At 68.0% G+C, this 26,486-nt stretch carries 14 protein-coding genes; all 14 read right to left on the reverse strand.

Annotated elements, in window-relative coordinates:
* Window positions 1–148 precede the first annotated feature (148 nt).
* Window positions 149–12,541, reverse strand: a complete 12,393-nt coding sequence (locus AC5P65_RS10945) for a filamentous hemagglutinin family protein (RefSeq protein ID WP_495215573.1) — start codon at window positions 12,539–12,541, stop codon at window positions 149–151.
* Between the two features lie 206 nt (window positions 12,542–12,747).
* Entirely contained in the window at window positions 12,748–13,944 is a 1,197-nt protein-coding gene (locus tag AC5P65_RS10950) for a substrate-binding domain-containing protein (protein ID WP_111103349.1), read from the reverse strand.
* A gap of 409 nt (window positions 13,945–14,353) precedes the next feature.
* Entirely contained in the window at window positions 14,354–15,553 is a 1,200-nt protein-coding gene (gene gspF, locus AC5P65_RS10955; RefSeq protein WP_111098541.1) for a type II secretion system inner membrane protein GspF, read from the reverse strand.
* A 7-nt stretch (window positions 15,554–15,560) separates the two neighbouring features.
* Window positions 15,561–16,994, reverse strand: coding sequence for a type II secretion system ATPase GspE (gspE, locus tag AC5P65_RS10960; protein WP_021203912.1), 1,434 nt, complete (start codon window positions 16,992–16,994; stop codon window positions 15,561–15,563).
* On the reverse strand, window positions 16,991–19,372 hold the full coding sequence (gspD, locus tag AC5P65_RS10965) for a type II secretion system secretin GspD (protein ID WP_180832538.1): 2,382 nt from the start codon (window positions 19,370–19,372) through the stop codon (window positions 16,991–16,993). The genes gspE and gspD overlap by 4 nt, the downstream gene beginning before the upstream one ends.
* A complete protein-coding gene (locus tag AC5P65_RS10970) occupies window positions 19,369–19,896 on the reverse strand; it encodes a type II secretion system protein M (protein WP_180832541.1) in 528 nt (175 codons plus the stop codon). Before AC5P65_RS10970 ends, gspD begins: the two co-directional genes overlap by 4 nt.
* Window positions 19,893–21,056 carry a type II secretion system protein GspL gene (gene gspL / locus AC5P65_RS10975; RefSeq protein ID WP_180832543.1) on the reverse strand — a complete coding sequence of 388 codons (1,164 nt, stop codon included), beginning with the start codon at window positions 21,054–21,056 and terminating at the stop codon, window positions 19,893–19,895. The genes AC5P65_RS10970 and gspL overlap by 4 nt, the downstream gene beginning before the upstream one ends.
* Complete coding sequence (gene gspK / locus AC5P65_RS10980) at window positions 21,053–21,958, reverse strand: type II secretion system minor pseudopilin GspK (protein WP_180832545.1); 906 nt, start codon at window positions 21,956–21,958, stop codon at window positions 21,053–21,055. The genes gspL and gspK overlap by 4 nt, the downstream gene beginning before the upstream one ends.
* A gap of 9 nt (window positions 21,959–21,967) precedes the next feature.
* On the reverse strand, window positions 21,968–22,405 hold the full coding sequence (gspG, locus tag AC5P65_RS10985) for a type II secretion system major pseudopilin GspG (RefSeq protein ID WP_111098546.1): 438 nt from the start codon (window positions 22,403–22,405) through the stop codon (window positions 21,968–21,970).
* A 57-nt stretch (window positions 22,406–22,462) separates the two neighbouring features.
* Window positions 22,463–23,044 carry a hypothetical protein gene (locus AC5P65_RS10990; protein WP_180832547.1) on the reverse strand — a complete coding sequence of 194 codons (582 nt, stop codon included), beginning with the start codon at window positions 23,042–23,044 and terminating at the stop codon, window positions 22,463–22,465.
* Window positions 23,045–23,164: 120 nt separating this feature from the next.
* On the reverse strand, window positions 23,165–23,716 hold the full coding sequence (locus AC5P65_RS10995) for a hypothetical protein (RefSeq protein WP_111098548.1): 552 nt from the start codon (window positions 23,714–23,716) through the stop codon (window positions 23,165–23,167).
* A gap of 58 nt (window positions 23,717–23,774) precedes the next feature.
* Window positions 23,775–24,755, reverse strand: a complete 981-nt coding sequence (locus tag AC5P65_RS11000; protein WP_180832549.1) for a DUF4880 domain-containing protein — start codon at window positions 24,753–24,755, stop codon at window positions 23,775–23,777.
* Between the two features lie 69 nt (window positions 24,756–24,824).
* Window positions 24,825–25,355: an RNA polymerase sigma factor gene (locus AC5P65_RS11005; protein ID WP_026347004.1), complete on the reverse strand. Its 531-nt coding sequence runs from the start codon at window positions 25,353–25,355 to the stop codon at window positions 24,825–24,827.
* Between the two features lie 16 nt (window positions 25,356–25,371).
* Window positions 25,372–26,052 (reverse strand): STN domain-containing protein, encoded by a 681-nt coding sequence (locus AC5P65_RS11010; protein WP_180832551.1) that lies wholly within the window; start codon window positions 26,050–26,052, stop codon window positions 25,372–25,374.
* Between the last annotated feature and the right edge of the window lie 434 nt (window positions 26,053–26,486).

Below are 26,486 nucleotides of genomic sequence, written 5' to 3' on the forward strand. Positions count from 1 at the left end.
TTCCCTGCCCTCCGTGCCGTCCTGGCTGGGGCCGCCACCGCTCCTTGGCGGCTGGCCCGATGCTGTCCGTTCTTCCGGCCCGATCGCATCCACGCATGGCGTGGATCTACCTTGGTGCCGACTGTTGATCGGCACCGTTGCAAGAGGCCTACCGGCGCTGCGTGCCCTCGTCGCGACTTGCCTGCGGGAACTGGAAGGCACTGTTGGCGTCATAGCCAGCGTTGGCAGTATTGCCACGCGCCGGCGGGTTGATGCTGCTGGTGCCGCTGCCGAAACCGAGGATCTGCACGCTGATCACCGATGGCTGGTTGCGCCGCGCATCATCCTGGCTCTTGCGCATCACATCCTGTGCCGCCTGGCTGGCGCTGTTGGCTGCTGCACTGGCCGAGGCCAGCGCGTTGACGTTCACCGTGGCCAGCACGGGCAGGCCCTTGCTTTCACCCTGTACCTGGATGTTGGCGGCGTTGAGCACCTGCAGCGCGGCCAGGTTGATGTTGCCCGAGACGCGGATGCCAGCTTCGCCCGCATCGATGGTGCCCAGCGGCGCGATCAGGTCGACATCGCCCGGCCGCACTTCGGCAATGGGGTTCAACGTTGCGATGCCTGCACCACTGGCCGGGGCCTGCGGCGACAGGAGCACATTGCCCCAGCCGTCATAGACGCGGCGCGGTGGCGTGTACAACAAGGTGGTCTGCGAACCACGGCCGGCATTGATGTCACCCTGCTCCGACCAGGCCAGGATGTCACCGCCGAACGTTGTCATCACCCGCGACAGGCCCAGCAGCACGCTGTCCTGGCTGAACAGCCGGATGTCACCCTGCCCCTGGGTCACCAGCCCGGCACTGGCCGGCGGCACCACGCCCTGCACACCCACCACGATCTGTCCGCCCGGCGCCATCAGCTCGATGTTGCCGCCGGCTTCGGTACGCACGCCGGAGCTTCCGTACAACAGGATATCGCCGGTACGGTCGATGGCCGTTCCGGCAGCGTCCTTGTCCGGCATCAGCGTGGCGATGGCCTCGCGGCCGCGCAGGTAAGAACCAACGCGTGGCCCATTCCGATCATTGTACTCGCGCCCACCTTCACGCAGTTCGGCGTAGTAGACCTGGCGCAGGAAGATGCGCTGCTGTTCCTTCGGCAGCCGGTCGAATGCCGCCAGGGCCTCGGCGCCACCAACCGCCAGACCGAAGCGCTGCTGCAGCCACTCCCTCAACTCCTTGTCGTAGATCTTCACCGCCTTGCCCGGTTGCGCAGCCAACGATTGCGAGGGATCGGCGAGGTTGGCCGGATCCAGGTAGCGCGTGCGCAGTGCATCGAAATCAATGGCCTGATTGCCCGCCGTCAAGGCAATGCTTGCGCCCGGGCGCGTATCGCCCTGCACGATGCCGCCCAGGCTGACGATGCTTCCTGCCTCTTCCTGGCGCAGCTGGCGACCGGCGCTGACCTCGACATTGCCCGGGCCGGCCACCGTCAGATTGCTGCGGATGATGTCCCGGCCCGCCTCGATCCCGCTGATATCGGTTCCGCGGGTGTTGAGCGCGGTGACATCGGCGCTGATGACATCGCGGCCGGCGCGCAGCCGTACCGCCGAGCCCGCCTCAAACCAGTCAAATACGGTACGTCCGCCATTCTGGCCATTGCGCGAGAGCTGCCGCCTGCTGCCGCTGCCCAGCCCGATGATATCGCCGGCCACGGCATAGAACCGGCTGACCGCCGTCGGCGTAGCCGACAACGACGCACCAAGCGCGGTATTGGGACCGAACGCGAAATACGGCAGCACGGTGTCAGGGCTGGCGGCGTTCCCATCGACGGATATATTGCTGCGCACCGTTCCCGCGTTTCCGGGCCCCTGCGCGATGAAGCCGGGATCGAACGGACCAGGGATGCGGGCATCACTGCTGGAGCGCGCGATCTGTGTCGCTCGGTTGGCGGCCAGGATCGATCCTCCCGCCAGCACCTCCAGCCGTCCCGACGCCGAGGGCGCCAGCAGGATGACGTCCTGGGCATCAGGCACACTGCCGCTGCGCAGATTGGCGAGATTGATGTTGCCCGAGGCTGCAATGGCGGTGAACCGGGAGGGATACAACCAGTAGTTGAGATAGATGTCGCCATTGCTGGCGTTGATTTCGACCACCTCCCTGGCCTGATTGCTGCCGCTCGCATGCTGCGTGCCCACCAGGCCCAGCGACAGATTCCCGCCGGCGGAGAACAGGTCCAGCGCGGTGCGCGGCGTCCATAGCGAGAACCAGCTCGTGCCAGACGCGCGGCTGCCATCATCCAGCACGATCGTGTTGAAATTGGCCACGGGAACCCGGCCTGGATCGGCGGCACTACCCAGCACCACGTCGCCGCGCGCCTGCAACTGCGCGGTTGAGTCGCCCAGCACCAGCACCGGTCCGGCCATCGCAACCGGGCTGTCGGCCACCAGCGGATCCTTCAGGCCCAGTTGCCCATAGCTGGCCTGGACTGTACTGAGGCCACCAATGCGCGCAGCGTCGATGCGGGTATTGCCACGAACATTGGTCACCACGCCATTGACGTCCAGGTCCTGCTGATCCGATGTGCTGCCACGACTGCTGGCACGCAGGCCCGGATTCAGTGCACCCCCGCTGCGCAGGGCCATGTCACCACCGCCGGTGACATGCAACTGGCCATCGACCACGCGCCCGGTTGATCCGACCGCGACCGAAAGCGCACTCGAATGCGGCGAGATCTCGTATCCCAGCGCGTTGCCCATGCTGTCCAGCATGCCTATATGGCGGCCTGCGTCCAGGCTCAGATTGCCGCCCCCCAACGTCCCTAACCCGGTAAAGCCCACCAGGCGGGGGGTTGCATCCAGTTCGGGCCTCACCGTGCTGTAGGTTCCGAAATTGATCCACCAACTGGTCGGCGTCTGCACGACACCGCCGGTGGTGCCCGTTCCCTGCCGCCACAACCAGTTGCCCACCGCTGCGCTTGAGTGGCCAGCCTGGTCGCGCTGGACCGTGCCCGATTCCGCGCGGAAGCTCCATGTATCGCCGATGATGTCGCGCCCCGCCTCGATGCGCAGATTGCCGCCCTGGTCCGGATACCACGCCTGATAGCTGGCGAGGGCCGCGTCGTAGGCCCCGGAGGCCTGGGTCGAACCAAGCAGCAAGGTGTTCTCCGGCTTCGGCGCACGCGCCGCGTTGAAGCGCGGATCGCTGCCATCACCCAGATGGGTGGGCGTCCCTGCGGTGTAGACACCGAAGCCGGATTTCATGCGCACGTCCTGCGCCGCCAGCAGCGCCAGGTCTCCCTTGCCGGTACGCAACACGCTCCAGGCCGGCGAGCCCAGGCGCTTGCCGTAGGTAGTGACTTCGGTAAGCGTGCCGCCGCCGTAGCAGTAACCGGTGACTGCACAGATATCTTCCTCGGACATGCCCATCTCGGCGCCAAGTTCCGACGCAGGCCTGCCGACCCAGGACTCGTCCCCCCACCACATCAGCGAACCCTCCTTGTCCACCAGGCGCGGCGCCGCGCCGCAGAACGGTCCCAGTTCACAGATGTCACCTTCGGCAACACCCAGCATTTCAGCCGCCTCCCGGGGCGACTTGCCGACCAGACTGTCGTCCCCCCACCAGAACAGCGAACCTTCCAGGTTGACGACACGATCGCCTTTCCATTCCGTCGTGGTGGTCACTGTACCGATGGTGCTGTAGTGGCTGTCGGCGAGCACGATGCTGCCGTCACTGCCCCAGCGACGCGTGCGCGGATCGGCAGACGCTGTATCTGCACCAGCCACCGCAGTCAGGTCCCATGACGTGGTCCCTTCGGGCAACATCGAGGCCAACGCCCAATTGCGCCCCTGTCGGCCGCTGGCGTCGGCCACCCGCAGCTTCACCGGAGCGTCGCCGGCCAGTTCCACCTTGGTCATCGAGGGGATGATGGCACCGGCGTGCAGATCCAGCGCGCCGGAGAGCCGCATCACCATCGGCAACGCCACTCCGGCAGGCCAGACCTGGGCCGCCACCGGTGCCGGACTGCGCAGGCGGAAGCCGGCGCCCAGCCGTGCGCCTGCCTGAAGGGTGAGCGCCTGGGCCAGCACGGTGCCTGCTGCCAGCACCTGGCCGCCATCGGTGGTCACCGCCGCCCCCAGCACACTGCCGGCGGGCAGCGTGAGCTCTGCGGAAAGTGTCATGGCCACCGGCAGCACCGTACCCGACGGCAAGGTCAGCGCCTGGAACGGCAGGTCGTAATTCAGTGTCGCACCGGCGCGGAACTCAGTGCCGATCTGGAGCTTGACGCCCTCGCCGGGCACGATCAGATCGCCACCAAATGCGGTGTTCGGCGAGCCCGCGCTCCGCCCTTCCAGCAGCACCCAGCCGTCCTCATCCGGGTTGGCAGGCGGCGGTGCGAAACCGTCGTTGATGCTGCCGTAGACGTTGATATCGCCCTCGGCGCGCAGCACGAGCGCGGCCGATTCACCGAAGCCACGGCGCGCTGGATCAGTCCGGTTCGACTGCGGTCCATAGCGGTAGCCGGACAGATCGATATCACCGGCCACCACCAGGTCGCCACGCGGATTGTCACTGCTGCTCCGCGCCACCAGCTGCACGCCGGGGCGCAGGCGGTAGCTGCCCAGGGCGCTGGTGCGCTGCTGCAATCCCGTGTTGGCCAGCGCGGCATTCATCCACAGGCTGTTGTCCGGGTCCACCACCGTATCCAGCCATTGCTGGTTGATCACCTGCGGACGATGGCCGTGCACGTCTGGAGCGCTGGCCAGCGGCGCCGAATCGTAGCTGCGGAAGGCGTTGACCTGGAGGTCGCCGGCGCCGGCAATACGGATGCCGCTGGCCACTTCGATTGCTGCATCGTTGCTGCCCACGCGGGGCACGTTGAGCTTGACGCTGCCGCGTGGGCGGCCGTCGTTCTGGCCCGGGCCGCTACCGGTCGCCACCGACGTACCGGCGCGCAGGTCCATCGAGGAAGCCGCACCCAGCTGCAGGCTGCCGTTGGCCGAGGTCAGTTCAATCATGGCCCGGTTCGGGCTGTCGATGATCTTGCCGTAGCTGTCCACGCGCAGGCCGCTGCCATGCGCGTCCAATGTGCCATCGATACGCAGCACGTCGCGGGCGGACAGGCGGATGCTGCCGACCTGTTCGCCACTGGCATCAACGCGGCCATTGACCTGCAGGCTGCCGCCATCGACGCTGATATCAACGTTTCGGGCCTTCACCTCATCGCCGATCACCAGGTCGCCTTCACTCAACTGGAAGGTCCGGCCACCGGTGATGCCACCGGCGGTAAGCCGAGCGTTCAGGCCGGAGAAGTCCTGCAACCGGCGTGCACGCACCACCAGCTCGCCACCGTCATAGGGCACTTCGGTCCCACCGGCATCGTAGCGACCGCTGGCGCCGCCCAGCAGGGTCCCGGCCAGATCGATACGGCCGCCCTGCGGGCCCAGTGCAGCAACGGTCAGGCGGCCGCCGCGGTTGTTGCGGGCGGAAAGATCGATACGCGACCCGGTGTCGGCAACGATGTCACCTTCGCGGCTCGTCAGCGCCACGTCGCCGCCCCAGCTGTACTTGTCCACGTCGAACAGGCTGACCTTGCGGCCGGCCATGTCAAGCACCGCGTTGCTGCCAAGCGTCATGCCCTGGCGGGCATTGGCTTCGAACCGGCCGGACGCCAGCGCCACGCGGCTGTCGATGCCGATCCGTTCGGCCGTGATCGACAACTCTGCACCCAACGCATCGCTGCCCGTGGTCGCCGCAGCACCGCGCAGCTGCACCGTTCCTCCATTGCGGATGGCCAGCTGCGCACCCGCGTTGCCGGTCAGCAGCGGGGTGACGATATCCAGCGCGCCGCCATTCAACTGCCAGCCGCTGCCTGCCACGTAGTCGCCCTGGCGCTGGAAGACGTCCAGGCTGCCCTTGCCGGAGAACAGCATGCGATCCGACGCCGCCAGCGTTACGCCGGCGAAGCCGAGCACCTGGCGATCTGCGGCCACCGTCGAGCTGGACCGGGTGAAGGGCGCACGCCCCAGCTCCAGCACCCGCGTATTGATCTCCAGCTGCCCTTGGCCAAGCCGGCCCACCATCGCCTCGCCGGCTGGTTGGGTCTGCTCACCGCCGGCCAATGCGGTGCCGGCCAGCGTACCGTCCCAGACCAGCGTATCGGCGAAGATGCGCGCGCGGTCGGTAGCGCTGCCGTAGCCGTGAATGGCAGGGGCACCCAGCACCAGACTGCGTAGACTGCTGCGGCCGGTCGCACTGTCACGCGTATCCAGGTCCACGCTGCCGAACACATTGATGGCATCGCGCGCGGTCAGGCTGAGCGCCTCCAGCGCCGGCGCGCCGGTGGCGGTGTTTCCGCGCAGTAATCGCTGCAGTACCTCCTGGTTCATGGTCATGCCGGCCGGCAGGCCACCAGCTGCCGCTGCCGTCGCAATGGCTTCGGCACTACCGAGGTTGAGGGCCGACATGCCCAGGCCGAGCTGGCGCGTGCCATAGCTCACTGCGTCGCCAATGTTCAAGGCGCCGTCGGTGACCACATTGATGCTGCCTGCCGACAGCAACCGGGTCTGGCCACTGCAGTCCACCTCGCATCCGCCGATGTCGATCGCCACCGGACCGGCGGCACTGCCGCCCTGCGCACTGAGCGCCGTCAAGCGCTGGTTGGACACGGCAAGCAGGCCGCCCGACACCAGATAGGGCGCCGTGGGCTGCGCCACGCGCGAGGGATCGGCTGCGGCCAAGGTATCGATCGAAGCGCCCTGCTCGACCAGGATCCCCTTGCCCCCGAACGCAGCCGACAGCAGCACTTCCTGCGCCGTCAGGGTGACGCCGTTGCGCACCACGATGTGCTGCGCGCTGCCCTCCAGCGAATACGTCGTCGCGTCACGTCGCAGCACGCCGCCGATCAGCATCGTTTCCGGGCGGAACGCATTGAGCGCCGAATCGAAGAGGGTGGCACCGCTTCCACTGCCGGCACTAACGCCCTGGGTGGCAATCTCCAGCATCGCCTCATTGGAAGCGAGCAGATTGACCGAAAGCGTGCCGCCCCGTCCGTCATTGCTGCCGGCGTTGAAGCGTGACACGCCCTGGAAGATCGCGGCTGGCACGCTCGAACGTCCGGCGCCATCACCCAGCACCAGGTTGAGGTTGCCGGCATCCGTTGGCCGCCAGCGCAGCGCTTCACCACGCCGCTCGGCCACGCCCTGTACGAACGCGCTGTAGGAGGTCTCGTTGTAGCTGGCATGGCGGCGCACCACATCCGCCGGCGTCAGCACCAGATCAGTGAGCAGCGATGAGACTCCACCCCCCAGGCTCTGCGCCTGGTGTCCACTGACGCGCCAGGAACCGGTGCCGGTCGCCACTGGCTGTCGGCTGCCGACGGCGCTTTCAGCCCCGACTTCGACGCGGAATGCGCCCTTCTGCAGTGCGTAGCTGGCCGGCAGCAGCGTGTAGGTTCCCGCCGGTAGGCCTGGAACCCCGGCAGGGATGACAATCTGCTGGCCAACGCGCGGATCGGCGCTGCCGTCAGCGAGCGCCTGCGGCGCCTGCGTGCCCGAGCGTCCCGGCATGATCGCGTAGACCGCATTGTCACTGCCGCTGAAGCGGTAGCGCGGGTTCGCATCCGCCAGCGCATGCCGCAGGACGTCCACCGAGCCACCCCGTCCGGCCACGAATGCAGCGCCGGACAGCTCGCCGCCGCCGGACATGTCCAGCACGCTGCCCGCCACGCCATTGAAGGCGTTGGCCACGATGTCGATACCGATCGGGATGTTGTTCGAGCCGGGGCCCAGCACATCGAAGTCGGCACCGTTGCGGCGCCAGCCAACACCATCCACGGTGCCGCCAAACGGCAGCTGCAGGCCCGCTCCGCTCACCGACGTCACACTGCCTGCAAGCAGGTCGACGCGGCCGGCGACATCGGCGTTGAACTTCCGGCCGCCGAGCTGCACATGGCCCCACGGCACCTGCACATTGCCGCCCTGCACCACCGTCGCCGCCACCAGCTCCAGGCTTCCGAACGCAGAATCCGGTGCCGGTTGCGCGCCGCCTGCAATGCCATGAATGCGCAGCACGGCGTCGGGGTTCTGCCAGAACGGCTCGCCTGAAGGTCCGATGTCGGGGACGCCGGCCACGATGCGTCCCTTGGCCCGGGCTGCCGGGTAGAGGCGTGCGGCGCTGATGTCGATAGACCCCGGGCTTGCCAGCGTGGAGACCAGCGAACTGCTGGCGACCGGGGCCAGCAAGCGGATGTCACCGCGGCTGCGCAGCGCGACCTGATCAAAGCCCGCCAGCCAGGTCACATCGCGCAGGTCGATCAGATCGGCGCCCACCTCCAGGCGATGCTGCCGGCCGGCGTCGAGGGGCGCCTCCAGCGGGCGCAACGTGCCTTCGCCGGCCGGTTGCCACCAGCGGCCCTGCGCAAGGCGGACATACGGCGCGGCCAGTTGCAGGTGGCCGCCCTCGCTGCCACCCGGGACGAAGCCGAGGTAACGCTCGTTCAAGCCCTGGATGCGCAGGCTCTGGTCCATGCGCAGATTGACATCCCCCTGCGCACGGATGACACCGAACAGGGCCAGATGATCGAAACCACCGGCCTCGATCTGCTCCACCGACAGTGCCGCATGGCCGTACTCAAGGCGTGCAGGCAGGTCCGCCGTCTGCGCGGCGTGCTGGGTCAGTGAGATCATCCGCGGTGCCAGCACGTCCTTGCCGTCTGCCGTCCTGCCGTAGGTGCCACCACCGAAGGCAACCCCCAGGGTGCCGCCGCGCGCGCCGTCGCCGCCGGCCGCTGCGTTCAGTTCACCCTGCAGGTACAGGGAATTGCCGCTGCGCAGCACGATGCTGCCGCCATCGCTGTCCACGCGGGTGCGCCCGCTGCCATCGATATCGAGCAGCGCCGACGCACCGGAGGCATCCAGGCGCGCCCCACGCTCCACCACCACGAAGGTATCGGGTGGCAGGTGGCGTACGTTGTCCTGGTCTTCCCAGTCCAGCGCGCCCCCGATCTCGATCGTTCCGCCCTTGCGCACCTGCCCGCGCAACGTCCCGCGCGCGTCGCGCAGCGAAACGGTATCGCCACTCACGTCCAGCAGCGCGCCATCGGCGATCGTCCACTGGCGCTCGCGGCGTGCATCACCACGTACACCGGATGGATCGAACGCCTCATCCAGGCGGATGCGGCCGCCGGCTGCCCTCAGATGACCGGCCACGCTCAGGTTGCCGGCGCTGGACAGTTCGATCGACTGGCCCGGGTCGACCTCGATCCTGGCCCCCTTGCCAACGCGCAGGTCGGCCGTGGACAGCAGATGCCCCGCGCGCAGTGTCAGGCTCGCGCCGCCACGCTGCGCCACGCGACCACTGCTCGGATCGGCCTCGTACAACGATGGCATCCAGACCTGCACGCCCTGCTCGCGGACCAGAGCCTGTGCTGCGCCGTCGGCCAAGCGCAGCGCAGGTCGTTGCACCTGCAGCGGGGTGCCCTCTTCAACCGTCAAACCGTTGTGACCGGCGATGTCATAGCCGGCGAAGCCGCTGTTGAACAGCGCTGCCTGCAATCGCAGCGAGGCTGCCGATGCTTCCGTGCCAGGCACGCCGATGGACACCGCACCGCCGGTTGCCAATATGAAGTTGCCGCTGCCATTGCCGAGCGCGCTGAAGCGCGCGCCCTCGCCGAAGCCCAGCCGGCCGCTGCCGTCGGTGGCGACCTCGGTGCTGGCCGCGAGCAGACTGACGCTGCCGCCCTTGCCGACGCGCCCCTTGCCGTTGGCATCGATCGCACCGCCGGCATCAACCAGAATCGCTGCTGCCTGGCCCACGTCGATATCGTGGCTGCTGTTGAAGCGCACCTGCCCGCCGTCGATCCACGCCTGTGCGGGACCGCCCTCCGGCGCTGCAAGCGCGTTGCTCCAGCCACCGCCAAGATCGATCCGCGCGCCGGCCGCGACATCCACCGCACCACGTCCGGACGTCAGCAATGCCGTGGGCCCGCCAAGCGCCGCAAGCAGATTTCCGGCTTCCACCTGCCCGCCGGCAATCTGCACCGTTCCACCGAAGCTGACGCGGCTTGCGGTGAGCCCAAGCCGGCCGCCCTCCTGCAACCTGAGCGTGCCATCGAGGTCGATACGGCCGGCCGAAGCGAGGTCCACCTGCCCCCATCGCTGGGCGCTCAGCACCTCACTGTCCAACCACACGGTATTGCGCTGTGCTTCCCCGACCGGCGCCTGCAGCGTCCACGGCCGGGGATCGGCCTTGAGCGCTCCAATGCGGACATTCGAGTCGAACACCGCGCTGCGCCCGCTGTTGTCAAAACGCCCGAGCCACAGCTGGGCGTTGCGGGCCACCGCCGTCTGTGCCTGCGCATAGCCCTCCTGCCCCTGATCGGGCCGGCGCGTCTGCTGTGCGCCCTGGAAGGCCAACGTATCCACCTGGCCCTCCAGGACGGCCGTGGGCGCCGAGATCAACAGGCGGCCAGCATCGCGTCCCACGGTGTAGCCATTGTCGAAGCGCTGGCCCGGGGCAACCAGCGGATTGCGGAACGATTCGGTCACCCCCCAACGTTCCTGCTTCACTTCATAGCCCTGGTACAGGCCCTCGTACAGCATCTCCGCCGGCGCGTCGTCAAGGCGGTACAACTGGCCATCGCGGCCACGCAGCCAGCTCTGCTGCACCACGCCGGACTGCACATCCAGGCTGCCACCGGCCAGATTGATGTGCGAACCGGCGTGGCTGACGACTTCCTTGCCTGCCAACTGGATGGTGCCGCCCTGCGCTGCCCATTCGCTGATCGAATGCCCCTGATTGTCCAGATAGCCACCCACTTCCAGCAGGCCGCCGCCGGCATACCAGCGCGTGCCTTCATAGCCACCGGTACCGGCGGCAACTTCGGTCAACTGGCGGCGGTCGATCCACACCTCGCTGCTGATCAGCTTGCCGCTGTCACGATTGTCCGGCGAGTCGCGCAGCTCGTTGCCCTGCACCTTCACCTTGACGTTGTTGCTTTCCATCGCCACCTGCACACCCACCGCACCGGAGACGTCCACGCGCGCGCCATCATCCAGATAGCTGCGCCGGCTGGCGTCGGCGATCACCTGGCCGCCGGTGGCCACTGCCAGCGAGCCGGCCTGGAAGTTCACATCGCCGCCGGACACGACTTCGATGCGCGATTGCTCGCGGCGGTCCTGCAGGCGCGAGAGATTATCGAAGGTGCCACTGTTGCTGGAACCACGCAGCTTGTCCTGCTCGGCCGATTCCTTGATGAGCGCGTTGCGCTGGCTGTCCAGCGCCGTGCTCTTGCCATCGTCCTCCAGCAGTACTGCCGTGGTCGAGCCGGCGGCCAGAGTCACGCTGCCGGCCGCATCGGACGCCGAGTTCAACAGGTGCACCGTACCGCGCTGGTTCAACGTGGTGGTAGCAACGGCCACTCCAGCCTGCTCGACGGTGCGGCCGGCCAGCGTGACATCGCCTTCGCGCGCCTGGATCAGACCACTGTTGCGAACACTGCCCGCCGTGCTGTCAGCGACGAAGCGCGGGGCAATCTCATTGCCGCGGGTGGTGGACGCGGTGTTCTGGGCGGTTCCCACGCCGCGACGGATCACGAAACTGTCACCGGCGGCCAGCTGGGCCTGTCCCTTGCGGGTTTCAATCTGGCCCGCGTTTTCCACGCTGTGGCCAGCCAGCAGCACATAACCGCCGCCCCGTGTAGCCGTGGTCGGTTCGTGCGTGGTGATGCGCGCACCGCGTTCGACCATGACCTTGCCCACGGCGTCGGTCAGCGCCGAGGTGTTCGCGTCGGCACTGTACAGGCCCTGCTCGCGGAACTGCGCATCGCTGATGCGCGCCGCCGCCGCGACCAGATTGCGGACATTGACCTGGCTGTTGTTGCCGAATACCACACCGTTGCGGTTGGCCACGAACACCGTGCCATCGGCCTTCAGCTGGCCGAGAATCTGACTGGGTCTTGCAGCGGGATCATTGACCCGGTTCAACACGGCCCAGTCGGGGTTCTGCAGGAAGTTCAGCGTGGTGTTGCCACCAATGTTGAAGGTCTCCCAGTTCAGGATCGCCTGGTCGGCGGTCTGCTCGATGTTGACCAGCACCCGCCCCTCGGCGGTCTGCGACTGGATGGCCTCACGGGCGTTGATCCAGCCTCGGGTCAGCGGATTCTCGTCGACCTTCAGGCCATCCTTGCCCAGGCCATCGGCCACTACGAAACCCGCCTCGCGGCGCGCCTGCCGTGCCTGCTCCTGCAGGCGCTGCTGCAGGGCGATGGCCTGCGCGGCCGTGCCGAGGTTGTCGATCGACTGCTGCAGCTTCTGCCGTGCCGCATCCTGCTGCTGCGCGGGCAGCTGGAACTGGATCGGCACGCCATTGGGCATGCGCCCGCTCTGTGCCGCCGCGCCCTGCGCCGCACCGCGCTCGGCGAACCAGCCGGGGCTGAACGCCTGTTGGGCCTGAGTGGCCGGAGCCACTACGCTGCCCAGGGCCACTGCGACGGCCCAGGCCATCGGGTGGCTGCGCCACAGGGCAGCAGGGAAACGGGCGGTGGGCGAATGCGGGTGGGACATCGGGGACCTCGTCAACCTGATGGGCCGCGTCGGCCGCGGCGTGTGTACGGATGGGCCTGCGCCAGGCACGCCCTGCACCTCATAGACGGTGGCGACCGCGTGAAGGCGACAGGCGCATCACTGTCATGCAGCGGACATACGCAGAAGGCGCCGGCATTGCTGCCGGCGCCCTTGTGCATTTCCTGCAACTACAGAAGCAATGGCAGTTACAGCGGACGACCGATGCCCGAGCAGGTGCTCGGATTGTTCACCGCACCGGCATTGCTGGCGGTGGCGAAGCGGGTACGGACCGCATCACGCCAGGTCTTGGTCAGCGGAATGAACTTGTGCGCGCGGATCGCGTCGTCGTTCGGCCCCTTCTCGACGCCGCTGGCATCGACGACACTGCCGTAGTGACGTGCCAGGAAGGCACGCACGTTGGCGCCCACAGTGCCATTCTTGTAGCACTGGCCGAACACGAAGTTGGTGTACCCGGCAATCGGATAGCCCGCGTTCGGGTTGCCGAACACCGGCACCCAGTTCGCCGGGTTCTCGGCGGCGGCACCGGTCGGCGGCGCAGCGGTTTCCAGCGTGGCCTGCACACTCACTTCATCCGGCGAGAAGCCCTTGACCTTGGCGATCTTGGTGGCATCGGTCAGGCTCGGGATCACGTCCGGACCGACATAGCCGACGCGGCCGTCAACGGCATAGACGGCGTTGTACAGCGCGGTACCACCAGTGGCCGGGGCAGCGATGAAGTTCGACGGCACGCTGGTGAACAGGTTGGCGAAGGTCGACTGCACCGAGAATGCCGGCACGCCGTTGGTCAGCTTCAGGTTGGTACCCGACACGTCAGCCGGCTGGCAGGCGCTGGTCAGGAAGCGGGTCAGCAGTTCGCTGGTGCCGCTGCTTTCGCCGCGGTAGACGACCTGGATGGCGCCGGTACGGCCCAGGCCCGCCAGCTGGCTCCAGTTGTTGATCTTGCCGGAGAAGATGCCGCAGATCTGGGTGACCGACAGGTCAACCGCCGAACCAGCCTTGTTGAACGGAATGGTGACCGAGGTGGCGACCGACGGGATCTGCACCAGAGCACCATAGCGGTTGGCGTCGCCGGACACGTTGTAGGTGCTGTTGTAGGTGCTCAGCTCGGTGCTGTTCAGCACCGAATCGCTACCGGCGAAGTGCACGGTACCGGTGGTGGAGAACAGCGCCGAATTGTTTTCCAGGAAGGCCTTCTTGCCGGTGCCCGAACCGGTCACGGCATAGCTGAAGTTGGCCGGCAGGATGCTGTCGGCCTGGCCCTTGTACAGGTCGGCCGGCAGCGAAGCGCCGCCGCCGGTGACGGCGGTCTGGGCCGAAGCGGCACCAGCAGCGGCCAGCAGCGCGGTAGCAACCAGCGCGGCCAGGGTCTTGTACTTGTTCATGATCTTCTCCTGAAGGGTTTACTGCGAAGGGAAACGCCAAGGGAGGAACGGTCACTACACGCCTGCTGCCGCCGAGGGCCTCCCAGCCCACTCTGCGGCGACGTGTCCATGCTGGTCCGCACCGATGACAGGCCGCTTAAGAAACCTGTGGAAGATCGAAAAAAGGTGTGGAGGATTGTGTGGAGAATCGGCCCATGCCACATTCCAACGACGCCGTCCGATCGACTGGATGGGATCGATTCGATGGAATCGACTGGATCGAATCGATTTGATGGGATCGGCTGGATCGAATCGACTGGGTAGAGTCGACTGTTAGTCGACTGCTCTTCACACGCAGCAGCAGTACGAAGCACGCGCGCTGCGCGCTAGTCGACTAACAGTCGACTCTACCTGTGATGCGCTTTGCGCATCACTGCACCAGCTGGTTCATTTCCATGATCGGCATCAGCACCGCCAGCACGATCGTCAGCACCACGCCGCCCATCACCAGGATCATGGTCGGTTCCAGCAGGGCGGTCAGCGCCATCGCGCGACGCTCGATCTCGCGTGAGATGGTCTGCGCGGCGCGATCCAGCAGCGGCGCCAGCGAACCGGTCTTCTCGCCACTGGCCACCAGATGCACCAGGATCGGCGGATATACCTTCTGTACCTTCAACGCAGCACCCAGCGCAGCGCCTTCGCGTACGCGCGCGGACACGTCATCGGCACAACGCGCCAGCAACGCATTGCCCAGTGTCTGCCGGGCAGCTTCCAACGCGCGCAGCAGCGGCACGCCGGCATCCAGCAGGATCGCCAGTGTCGAGGCGAAGCGCGCACTGTTCACACCCAGCACGAAACGCCCGACCATCGGCAGCCGCAGCAGCATCGCGTCCCAGCGCAGGCGCAGCTCGGGCCGGCGCAGCGCCAGTCGCCATGCCACCACCAGCGCAGCGATGCCCAGCCCCGCCCACACGCCCCAACTGCGCACGAAAGCACTGGCCGCCAGCATCACCTGGGTCAGCATCGGCAGCGTCTGCCGCGCCTGCACGAACGCGGTCACCACCTGCGGCACCACGTAGCTGAGCAGGAAGATGACGATCGCCACCGACACCAGGCTGATCGCCGCCGGGTAGATGAAGGCGGTCAGCACCTTGGCCTGCAGCGCGTTGCGCTCTTCGATGTAGTCGGCCAGGCGCTCCATCACTCGCGCGAGGTCGCCGGAGTCTTCACCCGCCCCCACCAGGGCCCGATAGATCGGCGGGAAATCGCGAGGCCGCGCGGCGAGTGCCACGGTCAGGCGCTGGCCAGCACGTACATCCGCACGCACGGCAGTAAGCGCCTGCGCTACGTGCGGGCGCTCGGCCTGCTCGATCACCGCACTCAAGGCACCTTCCAACGGCAGGCTGGCGGCCAGCAGGCTGGCCAGCTGGCGCGTGGCCCAGGCCAGCTCACTGGCTGACAACCGGCGAGCACCCCAGCCACTGCCGGCACTGCGCGCCGCACTGACCTGCACAGGCGTCAGCCCACGCCCGCGCAGCAGCTGACGCGCACCGCGCGGGCTGTCGGCGTCCAGCTGGCCTTTCTCGATGCGGCCCTGCGCGTTGGCGGCCTGATAATCGAACAGTGCCATCGTCGTCTCAGTCGTCGCCGGTGACGCGCAGGATTTCTTCCAGCGTGGTCACCCCGCTGTCGACCCAGCGCTGGCCGTCCTGCCGCAACGTGCGCATGCCGGCGCGCCGCGCGGCCTCGCGCAGCGCGGGCTCGCCCTGCCCTTCATGGATCAATGCGCGCACGCGGTCATCGACCACGAACAGTTCATGGATGCCGGTGCGTCCCCGATAGCCGCTGTTGGCACAGGCCGCACAGCCCACCGCGCGCCACACGGTTCGGCCTTCGCCATCCACCTCGGCACGCCGGCACTGCGTGCACAGCCGGCGCACCAGCCGCTGCGCCAGTACGCCGCGCAGCGACGAAGCCAGCAGGAACGGCTCCACGCCCATGTCGGCCAGGCGGGTCACCGCCGAGATCGCATCGTTGGTGTGCAGCGAGGCCAGCACCCCATGCCCGGTCAGTGACGACTGCACCGCGATCTGTGCGGTTTCCAGGTCGCGTATCTCACCGATCATGATCGAGTCCGGATCCTGGCGCAGGATCGCGCGCAGCGCGGTGCCAAAGCTCATGCCGATGCGCGCGTTGACCTGGATCTGGCCGATGCCTGCAAAGTCGTACTCCACCGGGTCTTCCACGGTGAGGATGTTGCTGGTGCTGCTGTCGAGCTGGCCCAGCGCGGCGTACAGCGACGTGGTCTTGCCGCTGCCGGTCGGCCCGGTCACCAGCACGATCCCGTGCGGCTGCCGGATCAGCCCGGTGAATGTGGCCAAGGTGTCATCGGCCATGCCCAGGCGCTGCAGCTGCAGGCGGCCGGCATCCTTTTCCAGCAATCGCAGCACGGCGCGCTCGCCGTGCCCGGTCGGTACAGTGGAAACACGGATGTCCAGCGGCCGCCCGCCCACGCGGATCGCAATGCGCCCATCCTGTGGCAACCGCTTCTCGGCGATGTCCAGGTGGGCCATGATCTTGATGCGCGACACCAGCGCTGCATGCAGTGCGCGCCGTGGCTGCACCATGTCGCGCAGCGTGCCGTCCACCCGGTAGCGCACCACCGAATGGGTCTCGAACGGCTCGATATGCAGATCGCTGGCACCGTCGCGTGCAGCCTGTGCCAGCAACGCATTGATCATGCGGATCACCGGCGCATCGTCCTGCGCATCCAGCAGGTCGGTGACCTCCGGCATGTCCTGCATCAACCGGTCCAGATCGACTTCACTCTCGACGGCCCCCACCACGGCAGCGGCATCGCCGCCGTCACGGTACTGCTCGCCCAAGTGCTGCTGCCAGGCTGCCGCATCCAGCATCTGGAACGGAAGCGGGCCATGCCGCCGGCGCAGCTCGGCCACAGCCCACGCTGCGGTGTCGGCGGTGCCCAGCAACACGGGCTCGCCGCCAACTTCGGACAGCATTACGCCATGGCTGCGCACCCAGGCGTACGCCAGCGGCGCGGAAGCGCTCACGGCCCGATCACCAGTTCCGGCGTGTAGCCCAGCCCGCGCAGCTGCTGCAGCGCAGGGTCCAGCGTCGCCGGATCGCGCGGCAATCGCACGCGCAGGCGTTGCCCGCTCTCGCCGGGCGTCGCTTCAGCATAGGCCTGCAGGCCCAGTGCCCGCACCTGCGCCACGCCCTGGCTGGCACGCGCCGGGTCCAGCCCCTGCGCGAACTGCACCAGCTGCGCATCGCCGTCACCGGACGGATACAACGCGGCCAGGCTGGTGTTCTGCAACGGCTGGCCCCGGCCATCGCGCGCATTGCCCTGGCCGAGTACAGACAGGTCCTGCGGTGGCAGCTGCGGTGCCGACAGCGCCGGCAAGGCCCAGCTCTGTACTGGCTGCGCGCCCGCCTGCGCGTTGCGCATGTAGTCGTAGCGGTCGCGGGTCAGGCGCTGGCCGGCGGCCGGGTCACGCACCACGTGCGGGCGCAGGAACACCATCAGGTTGGTCTTGGCGCGCTTGCGCGTGTCGCTGCGGAACAAGGCGCCCAGCACCGGGATCTTTCCCAGCCCCGGCACCGCATCACGGCCATGGCTGACGCTGTCTTCCAGCAGGCCACCCAGCACCATGATCTGGCCATCGTCCAGCAGCACGCTGGTATCCAGGGCGCGCTTGTTGGTGATGATGCCGGCCGTGCTGTTCGCGCTCTGCGCGTCGATGCTGCTGACTTCCTGGTAGATGTCCAGCTTCACCGTGCCGCCTTCGGAAATCTGCGGGCGCACGCGCAGCTTCAGGCCCACGTCCTCGCGCACGATGGTCTGGAACGGGTTGTTGCTGCCGCCGCCACCGTCGGTCACGTAGCGCCCGCTGACAAACGGCACGGTCTGGCCGACCATGATGCTGGCCGCTTCGTTGTCCAGCGTCATCAGGTTCGGCGTGGACAGGATGTTGGCGCCGCCCTTGCTCTGCAGTGCGTTGGCCAGCGCTTTCATGTTGAGGATCTGGCCGACACCTGGAAGGTTGATGGTGCCGTCGATCACGCCGATCTTCAGGCCATCCCGGGGAAGCACGTCCAGCGTGGTGCGGGCACCGGTATTGAGCCCACTGCCGCCGGTGGCGCCACCGAAGTGGGTGCCACCAAAGGTGCGTCCATTGCCCAGCATCCACTGCACGCCCAGCTCGGCCGCATCGGTCTGGTTGACCTCCACGATCAGGCTCTCGACCAGCACCTGTGCACGGCGCTGGTCGAGCTGGTCGATCACCCGTCGCAGGTTGCGGTACACCGGCTCCGGCGCCGAGATCAGCAGCGTGTTGGTGGCCACGTCCGCCTGCACCGAGATGCCGTTCTGGCTGAAGCCGGTGCTTCCAGCATCGATCGGGTCACGCCGGCTCGGGTCCAGCCGCTGCGATTCCAGCGCATTGCTTCCGGTCTTGGCCTGCTGCGGTTGCGACGGCTGCGCCGGTGCGGAACGGCTTGCATCGCCAGGCAGTGGCGTGATGCCTTCATTGCTGCCCACTGCCGGCGCATCGCTCTGCCCCGCAACCACGCCGCGCAGCACGCCGGCGAGCTGATTGGCCTGGGCATTGCGCAGGTAGACCACATGCAGGTTGCCGGACTCGTCCTGGGCGCGGTCCAGCTTCTCCACCAGCTGCCGCGCCAGACGGGTGCGGCCGGGGCTGCTGGAACGCAGCAGCACGCTGTTGCTGCGCGGGTCGGCCATCACCACCACCTTCTGGCTGGGCTCGGCGCCCTGCGCATCCAGCAGCGGCGCGACCATCGCCGCGACGTCCACAGCGATGCCCTGCTGCAGCTTCACTACATCGGTGTCCATGCCGGCCGGAGTATCGACGCTGGCGATAACCCGCGCGATGCGCTCCAGGTTGTCGGCATAGTCGGTGATCACCAGGGTGTTGTTGCCGGGGTTGGCAGTGATCGGATTGTCCGGACTGATCATCGGCCGCAGCACCGCCACCAGCGCGGCCGCGTTCTCGTAGCGCAGCGCGAAGGTGCGCGTGGCGACCTCGCCCCCCGCACCGCCGCTGCCAACGCGGCCAGCGAGCAGCTTGGCATCGGCCTGCGGCACCACCCGGCTGACGCCGCCGTTCTCGACCACGGCGAAGCCGCGCATGCGCAGTGCGCCCAGCAGCAACTGGTAGGCCTGGGTACGGCTGACCGGGCCATCGGAAACCACTGTCATCTTGCCGGTCACCCGTGGATCGACCAGGAACTGCCGCCCGGTGAAGCGCGCCGCCATGCGCAGCACACCGCCGATATCGGTATCCACGAGGTTCAACTGCACCGGTTCATCGCGCGTGTCCTGTGCCAGCACAGTTGCCGGCATGTGGGCAATGCCCACGATCAGGGCCAATGCGGTGCTGCAGGCAAGGCTGCGCATCGCCCTCATGGATGGGCACCCGCAGGGGCCACCATCACGATGTGTCCTGAAATCCGTGCCGCCGGCATGTTCGCATCCCCTGTGCGTGTCAATTGCAGCTGCTGCAGCTCGATGGCCGGGTCGGCCAGCAGCGGCATCAGCCAGTTCCATAGCGCATCGGCAGGTACGGCCCGTACCTGCAGGTGCCAGCGCCCGTCGCGCGCTTCGATATGCAGGCCGCCAGCCAGACCGGCGGCCTTGATCTGGTCACGCAGTCCGGCCAGGGTCGGATGCTGGCCCTGCGCCAGCTGCTGGCGCTCACGGGCGTGCAGCAGCGGTGCCAGTGCGCGCTGCTGCGCCTGCAGCCGTGGGAGTTCGGCCTGCCAGTGCGTGCGCTGCTTCAGCAAGGGCTCCAGCCATAACGACCACAGGCCCGCCACCAGCAGCGCCACCGCCATCACCCACAGCATCAGCCGGTCGCGCGGTGGCAGGCGTTGCCAGCGCTGCTGCACGCCCGCCAGCCCCTCGCTCAGCCGCAAGGTTCGCGTCGTCACTGTCCCGCTCCGCTCACCCGCAGGCGTCCACCGGCATCGCGCACCAGCTGCAGCCCCTGCGCCTGCACCGCTTGCTGCCAGCGCTCAAGCCGCTGTGGATCGTCGGCCAATGCCCGAGCATCAGCGTCCAGCTCCAGGTACACCTGCCCGGGTTGGTAGTGCAGGCTGTGCACCTGCCCCGCCAGCTCCGGAACCGCGTGCAGCGTGCTGGCGACCTGACGCTGCAGCGCCGGCAACGGCGGCGCTGGCGGCGGAACCGCAAGCGCTCGCCTTGCCTGCAACACCGGGTCCACCACATCGGTGATCTCCGGGAAGCGTGCGCTGAACTGCCGTGCCATGTCCTGCTGCAGCGCCTCACCCTCGATCCGCCAACGCGAAACCTGCCACTGCAGGCCAAGTGCAGCCAACAGCACCGCCGCCAGTGCCAGGCCGATCGCCAGTCGCGGCGCTTGACGGCCTGCGCCGGGCAGCGGCAATGACCAACCCGGCAAGGGGCCACAGGCCTGCCGTTCATGCGCGACGGCGGTGGCCGGCAGGCTGCCCGGCCACGCCGGCGGTACGCTGTCGATCCATTGCACGGCCTGCACGCCGGCCTGTTGCAGGCGGGTGGCCAACGCCTGCATCACCGTAGACGCATCACGTCCGCCATACCATTGGACAAGTCCCCGATCGCGCCCGCTGCGCACCAGCAGATGCTCGCCGCTGACCTGCAGCGTGGCGTGGCGGTCCTGCCAAGGCAGCAGCAGTGGCGTCGGATACAACGCCTGGAGCTGCAGCGCGCACGAGGCCAGCAGCTGCTGCGCCTGCGTAATGGCCTGCTGGCCGAGCCAGGCCACCGGAACCGTACCGTCTGCCGCCTGCGCACCGTGGGCCAGCGCCACCTCCTGCAGATCATCCAGCAGCATGGCCTCCACCTCGCCCTGCAACGCCGCCTGCAGCCGGCGCCCGGACAGCGGCGGCAGCTGCAGTTCCAGCAGGATCAGGTCGTTCGGATCAAGGCAGGCATGCACCGTGGCCCGCGGATGCCGCAGGCCCAGCGCCGCCAGCGTGTCGCGGCCGTGGGCGAGCACCTCGCCCTTGTGCAGCTGCGCCCAGTGCACCGCGCTGTCAGCGCGCAGGTGCGCCAGCGCCGGCAGGCGCACCCGAAGCTGCACGGTCATGCGCCGATCCTCGTCCACACCCGTTGTACACGCACCCCGTCGTCGCGGTACTCGCGCCAGAGCAGCGCGCGGAAATCAACCGCGCTGCCGTCGGCCTGCACCCGGCCGACGGCCAGGAACCACTCGCTATGGATACCCAGCGGAAGCACGGCCATCTGTTCGTTGCTCAGTTGGAGTCGGTTGGCGATGTCACCGCGGTTGAGCAGCCAGTGGCCGGCGTCGCGCTCAGCGAGCAGCGCCTGCAGCCTTGCCGGTTCCACCGCAGGCGTCACTGCCTGCAGGACGCTCAGGTCGCAGGTATTGGCGTTGACCAGGGTCTGCGCGGGCAACACCACTGTGCGCCGCGCCAGCGCCTGCAACGCCACCGGGTCGGCGCCGGCCAGCGCCTGTTCGATCAGTGATTCGCGCGGCAGCGGCGCCTGCGCCGGCATATCGCCGTCGCGCAGGCGCGCCTGGATGCGGTCCACCGCGGATGCGCAGGTGCCCTGGCCCAGCCCCTGCCCGGCACACAACGCGACGAACGCGCCCCGCGCCTCGGGTTCCGGCCTGCCATGGGCCAGCAGGTTGCGCAGGTTGAACATCGACTGCGCATCGACCAGCTGCACCTGCACCGGCAACGGTGCCTGCAGCTGCAAAGGACGCGCCCAGCGCCCGCCGCGCACCGTGGTCAGCTGTTCCTTGACATCCTCACGCAGCTGCTGCGCCGCACGCTCCAGCGTGGCGTCCACCGCCATGCGCACCTGCGCGCGCAACTGGTCGCCGCGCAGCGCACGCAGCTGCGCCGACTGCCGGGTCAGCAGCGCAGTGGCAATCACAGCCACCAATGCCACCACCAGCAAGGCGACGATCACCGCCACGCCACGCTGGCGGATGCACGAGACCGAACGCGTCCGGGCTGCCATCAGCACGCCTCACAGCTGCCAGGAGCCGATGTCTGCATTCCCGGCGTCGCCACCGGGCTTGCCGTCCGCACCCAGCGAGAACACATCGATGTCGCCATGAGTGCCTGGAACCTGGTACTGGTACGGATGGCCCCATGGGTCATTCGGCAGGCGATCCAGGTACGGCGTCACCGGCAACCCACCGCTGCCCTGCGGTGGCTTCACCAGCGCCTGCAGGCCCTGTTCGGCACTGGGATAGCGCCCATTGTCCAGCTTGAACAACTTCAGCGCCTGCATCAGCGCCGCGATGTCCTGGCGCGCCGCCACCACGCGCGCCTGGTCCGGACGGTCCATCAACCGCGGCACGATCAGCGCGGCAAGGATGCCAATGATCACCACCACCACCATGATCTCGATCAGGCTGAAGCCCTGCTGCCGAGCCCTGCAACCACCTGCCTGCCTTGCCATTGTTCCGCCCTCGTCATCCTGGAAGAGACCGCTGCACCATGGTCAGCGGTGCATGTGTCAGTACGATAAACATCCGCCTGCGATTCGCTGCGCGGTTGCCTGTGCGGGCGCACGTGCAGCCGGCACGCGTGCTGCCTCGAGCAGGTGTGGCGGCACGCTGGCCAGTGTCTGGTCGATGCACTCGCGCAACAACGGATGCACGCACGCCTGCAGCAGGCGCACGCACTGCGTCGGCGACCACGCGGTGCCGTGGTCGAGGCCGATGAACATGCGGTAGGCCTGGTGGTAGCGCAGGTCGTCGTACACGCGCTGCGCAGTGTTGAGATCACGCACGATCACCAGCAGGGCCGCACGTTGCAGCAGTCGCGCATCGGCTGCGCCAAGCGGCAGCGCGCTCATGGCCGCGTCGGGCCAGGGCCACAGCCGCAGGTCGAGGGCCTTTCGAAGTGCCGCCAGTGGATGCGCACTGTTGTCCAGTGCCGCCCAGCGCGCCGCATCCGCCCAGGCGTCACTGGACAGCACCCAGACCCACGAGCGCCCATAGCGCTGTACGTTCAGGGGCGTGTGCCGTGCCTGCTCCAGCGACTGGCTCAGGTGGCGATCCAGCTCCAGCATGCTGATCCTGCGACTGTCTTCCATCTGCGCCGCCCGTGCTCCACGACGCGTGGTGCGTCGTACTCTGGAGAAGACGTCAGCAAGGCAGGTGAAGCGACACCGCGAATGCAACTCTGTGCACGGGGTGGCGCTTCACCGGCAACGTCATCGCAGCGTCATCCGCCTGCAGGCTTCGCGCTGCAGCCGCGGTGCGTCACCCCCACAACGGCGGGCCAGTACCGCCACGTCGCTGCGGGCAGCGAATGCGACCAGTGCATCGGTCATGTCCACGTCATCGCACCATGACGCCAGCGCAACGCGCAGTGCGGGCAGCTGCCAGCCCTCCATCACCCCATGGGCGCCCGCCACGAACCAGTGCCAGAGCCGATGATGCAGTACCTGCTCATGCAGCTGCGTGAGATCGTCGATGCCGTGCATGCCCGCCAACAGCAGTGCGCGTGCGAGCACCGCAGGCGGCAGCGCCCCGGATTCGACCAAAGGCATCTCCTGCTGCTGCAGCCGCAGCAGCATCGCCAATGGGTGTGACTGCGGATTGAAGTCCAGCAGCACCGCCTGCTGCTGCCACTGCGCGTCAGACACCACGCACACCCAGGGCGAACCATAGCGATGCACCATCAGGGGCCTTCGCTGGGTGGTTTCCAGCAATGCAGACAGATTGCGGCGCAGATCGAGCACACCGATGGTCTCGTTGCGCATCCTTGGATTCTCCTTGCTTGCAACAGCCCGGCGCGGCGCGCACGGCCAGCGCCTTCATCTATCCAAGGACGGCGATGCCACCCGGAAAGCGACGCAGATCCAGCGACATCGTCCGTCGCAGCTGCTCCAGCGCCGCGTCCGGATCATCGATGCGGAAGCGGCCGCTGACCGGGGCGCGCGCCAATGCCGATTCGCCCAGCAGTACCTTGCCGCGGCGGTAACGGTTGATCTCCTCCACCACCTCACGCAGCGGTGCGCGGCGGAACACCAGCATGCCCTCCGTCCAGGCACTCACTTCCGACGCCACGGCCTCGGCCACCACACCACTGAGGCGCTCGTCGTACCGGGTCTGCTGGCCCGCCTGCAGCCGCAGCCGGCCCTGCGGATGCTCAATGCGGGCACTGCCCTGCAGGCAGGTCACCCGCACCTGGCCCTGGGTGTTGCGTACGTCCAGGCGCACCGCGCCCTCATCGGCAATCACGCAGCCCGGGCCCGCGAACAACGCCAGGCGCAGACCGGCCTGGGTCTCGATCGCGGCCTGGCCCTGCACCAGCTCGAAGCCTTCGCCCTGCGTGTGCGCGCGGCGGCGCAGGCTGCTCTGCGTATCCAGTTCGATCTTCAGTTGCGGCGAGGGCGCGATCTGCAGTCGCTCACCGGTGCCGGTATGGAAATCGGCTGCCATGGCTGTCACCGAGGGCCACAGGCCCATCGGCGGGCGGATGGCCGCCACCACTACCAGGCTGGCCGGGGCGGCAATCGCGGCGCCCATGAAGGCGCGTCGGCTCCAGCGCTGGGCCGGCGTCGGCGCGACCGGTTGACGCGCGGCCGCTGGCAGCTGCTCGCCGGCCAGCCGCACCTGCTCCCACTGCCGGCGCGCACGGCCAAACGCTTCGCGATGGCGCGGGTCGGACTCGCACCATGCACGGAACCGGCGCCCGTCGGCGGCGGTCGCCTCGCCCGAGGTCAGCCGCACCACCCACGCATGCGCCTGACGCTCGACGGCATCCAGCGGGCGTTGCGGGCGATCGTCAGGATCCATGGGGGCTCATGCCGGACCCGCACGCTGCGGGGTTCTGCTCGGCGTCAAAGTGTAGACGGATGCCGCCGTTCAGAACCGCACCTGGCGCCCCGTTCCGCTGCGCTCGGCCAGATAGTCCTGGGCGGCCTTCAGCTCACGCTGCACCAGCCGCAGCGACACACCGAGGTGATCGGCGACGTCGCGCTGCTGCAGGCCGTCGACACGGATCGCCAGCAGGATGCGGCGACGGCGCTCGGGCATGCGCTGCAGCAGGCCGACCATGTCTTCCAGCGCGAAGTCCAGTTCAGCCGCCTGCGCCGGGCCGGGTGCAGGGTCGGCCATGTCCATCAGCGTATCCACCTCCTCCAGGCTCAGCAGGCGGTGGTCAGCACGTTGGCGGTCGATCACGGTATTCATTGCCATGCGCAGCAGGTAGGCCGCGGGGTTCTGCACGGCATCCAGGCGGTCACGCCGCGCGCTCAGGCGCATCCACGTGTCCTGCAGCGCGTCGCCGGCCAGCTCCTCCGAGCCCAGCTTGCGCACCAGCCGGCGCTTCAGTTCATCGTAGGCACCCAGAAGGTGGTCCATCAGGTCAACTGCCCCAGCCGTACCGTTGCTCATGTTCGAATCCTTGAAGTCATGGAAGGGGCGCGCGCCCGCCACAGTCGTGGTCGGTGCCGGAAGGTCGGATCTGCAGCGTTACCGGCTGCGGTAGCGCAGCGGCATCGGGCGACAGCACCAAGTGCTGCAGCGCCTGCAGCAGGCGCGCATCGCGGCGCTCGCTGCCACTGCCTGACAGCAGCTCGGGCGCATGCACCTGGCCCTCGCTGTCGACACGGAAACGCAGCGTCGCGGCATAGCGGCCGGGAGCGATCTCCGGGTCGTCACAGAACACCCCACGCAGCCGCTCCTGCAGCCCACCATAGCGACGTCGACGTTCCGCATCGGCGAGCTCCGCGCCGACACCGGGTTCGGCAGCCAAGGGCGCGCCCCGGCGCAGCACCACACGCTGTTTGCCGATCACCTCGGCCTCGACGCCGGAGTCCTGCAGCAGCGCCTGCAGGGCGGGCAGCGGCGGCAGGCTGGCGCGCAGCGCACGGCTGCTGCGGCCCGCGGCAAGATCGCCCGGGTACATCACGGACCACCCACTGATGACGCTGAAGCGCTCGACCGCCTGTTCCAGTGGCTGCGCAGGGATGTCGTAGGCATGAACACCGTCCTGCCCGGCAGCGGCAAAGGACAGCAGCAGCCATGCCGCGATGGCCACCTTCCAAGTTCTGACCGCATGGTGTCCATTCAGCCCCCTGACGTAGAACACATGACCCTCGGCAGCGACTGCAGCTGCAGTGGACGCGCGCCAAGACCGGAACCCCGGCCCGCGCGCGACCCGCAAGCGGGCTCAAACCGTACCGGGGTCACATGTCATTGCGATGACCGCCGCCTACAGCCGACCTGAAGCCAGTCACCCATCAGGAATCAATAAATCGAACAGACCACCTCATCCACGCCTGGGGTCAGAGCCCGTTGCGCAGCAACGGGATCCGACCCCGTGCCGACCCAGACGTGTCGACCAAGGTCGACACCCACCAAGAGCAGCTCATGCCGTTCCGGCAGATCGTGGAAATCTGTCGAAGGCGGGGTGGGTCCGGTTGCGGGGGCGTGAGCCGCATGGGCCCGAGGCATGCCTCGGGCGGGTTGGGCAGGACGCCCAACCCCGGTCTTGCCGTGTGCGCAGGACAGCGCACACGAGCA

This window comes from Stenotrophomonas sp. YJH_SMC_48-3, from assembly GCF_059369375.1.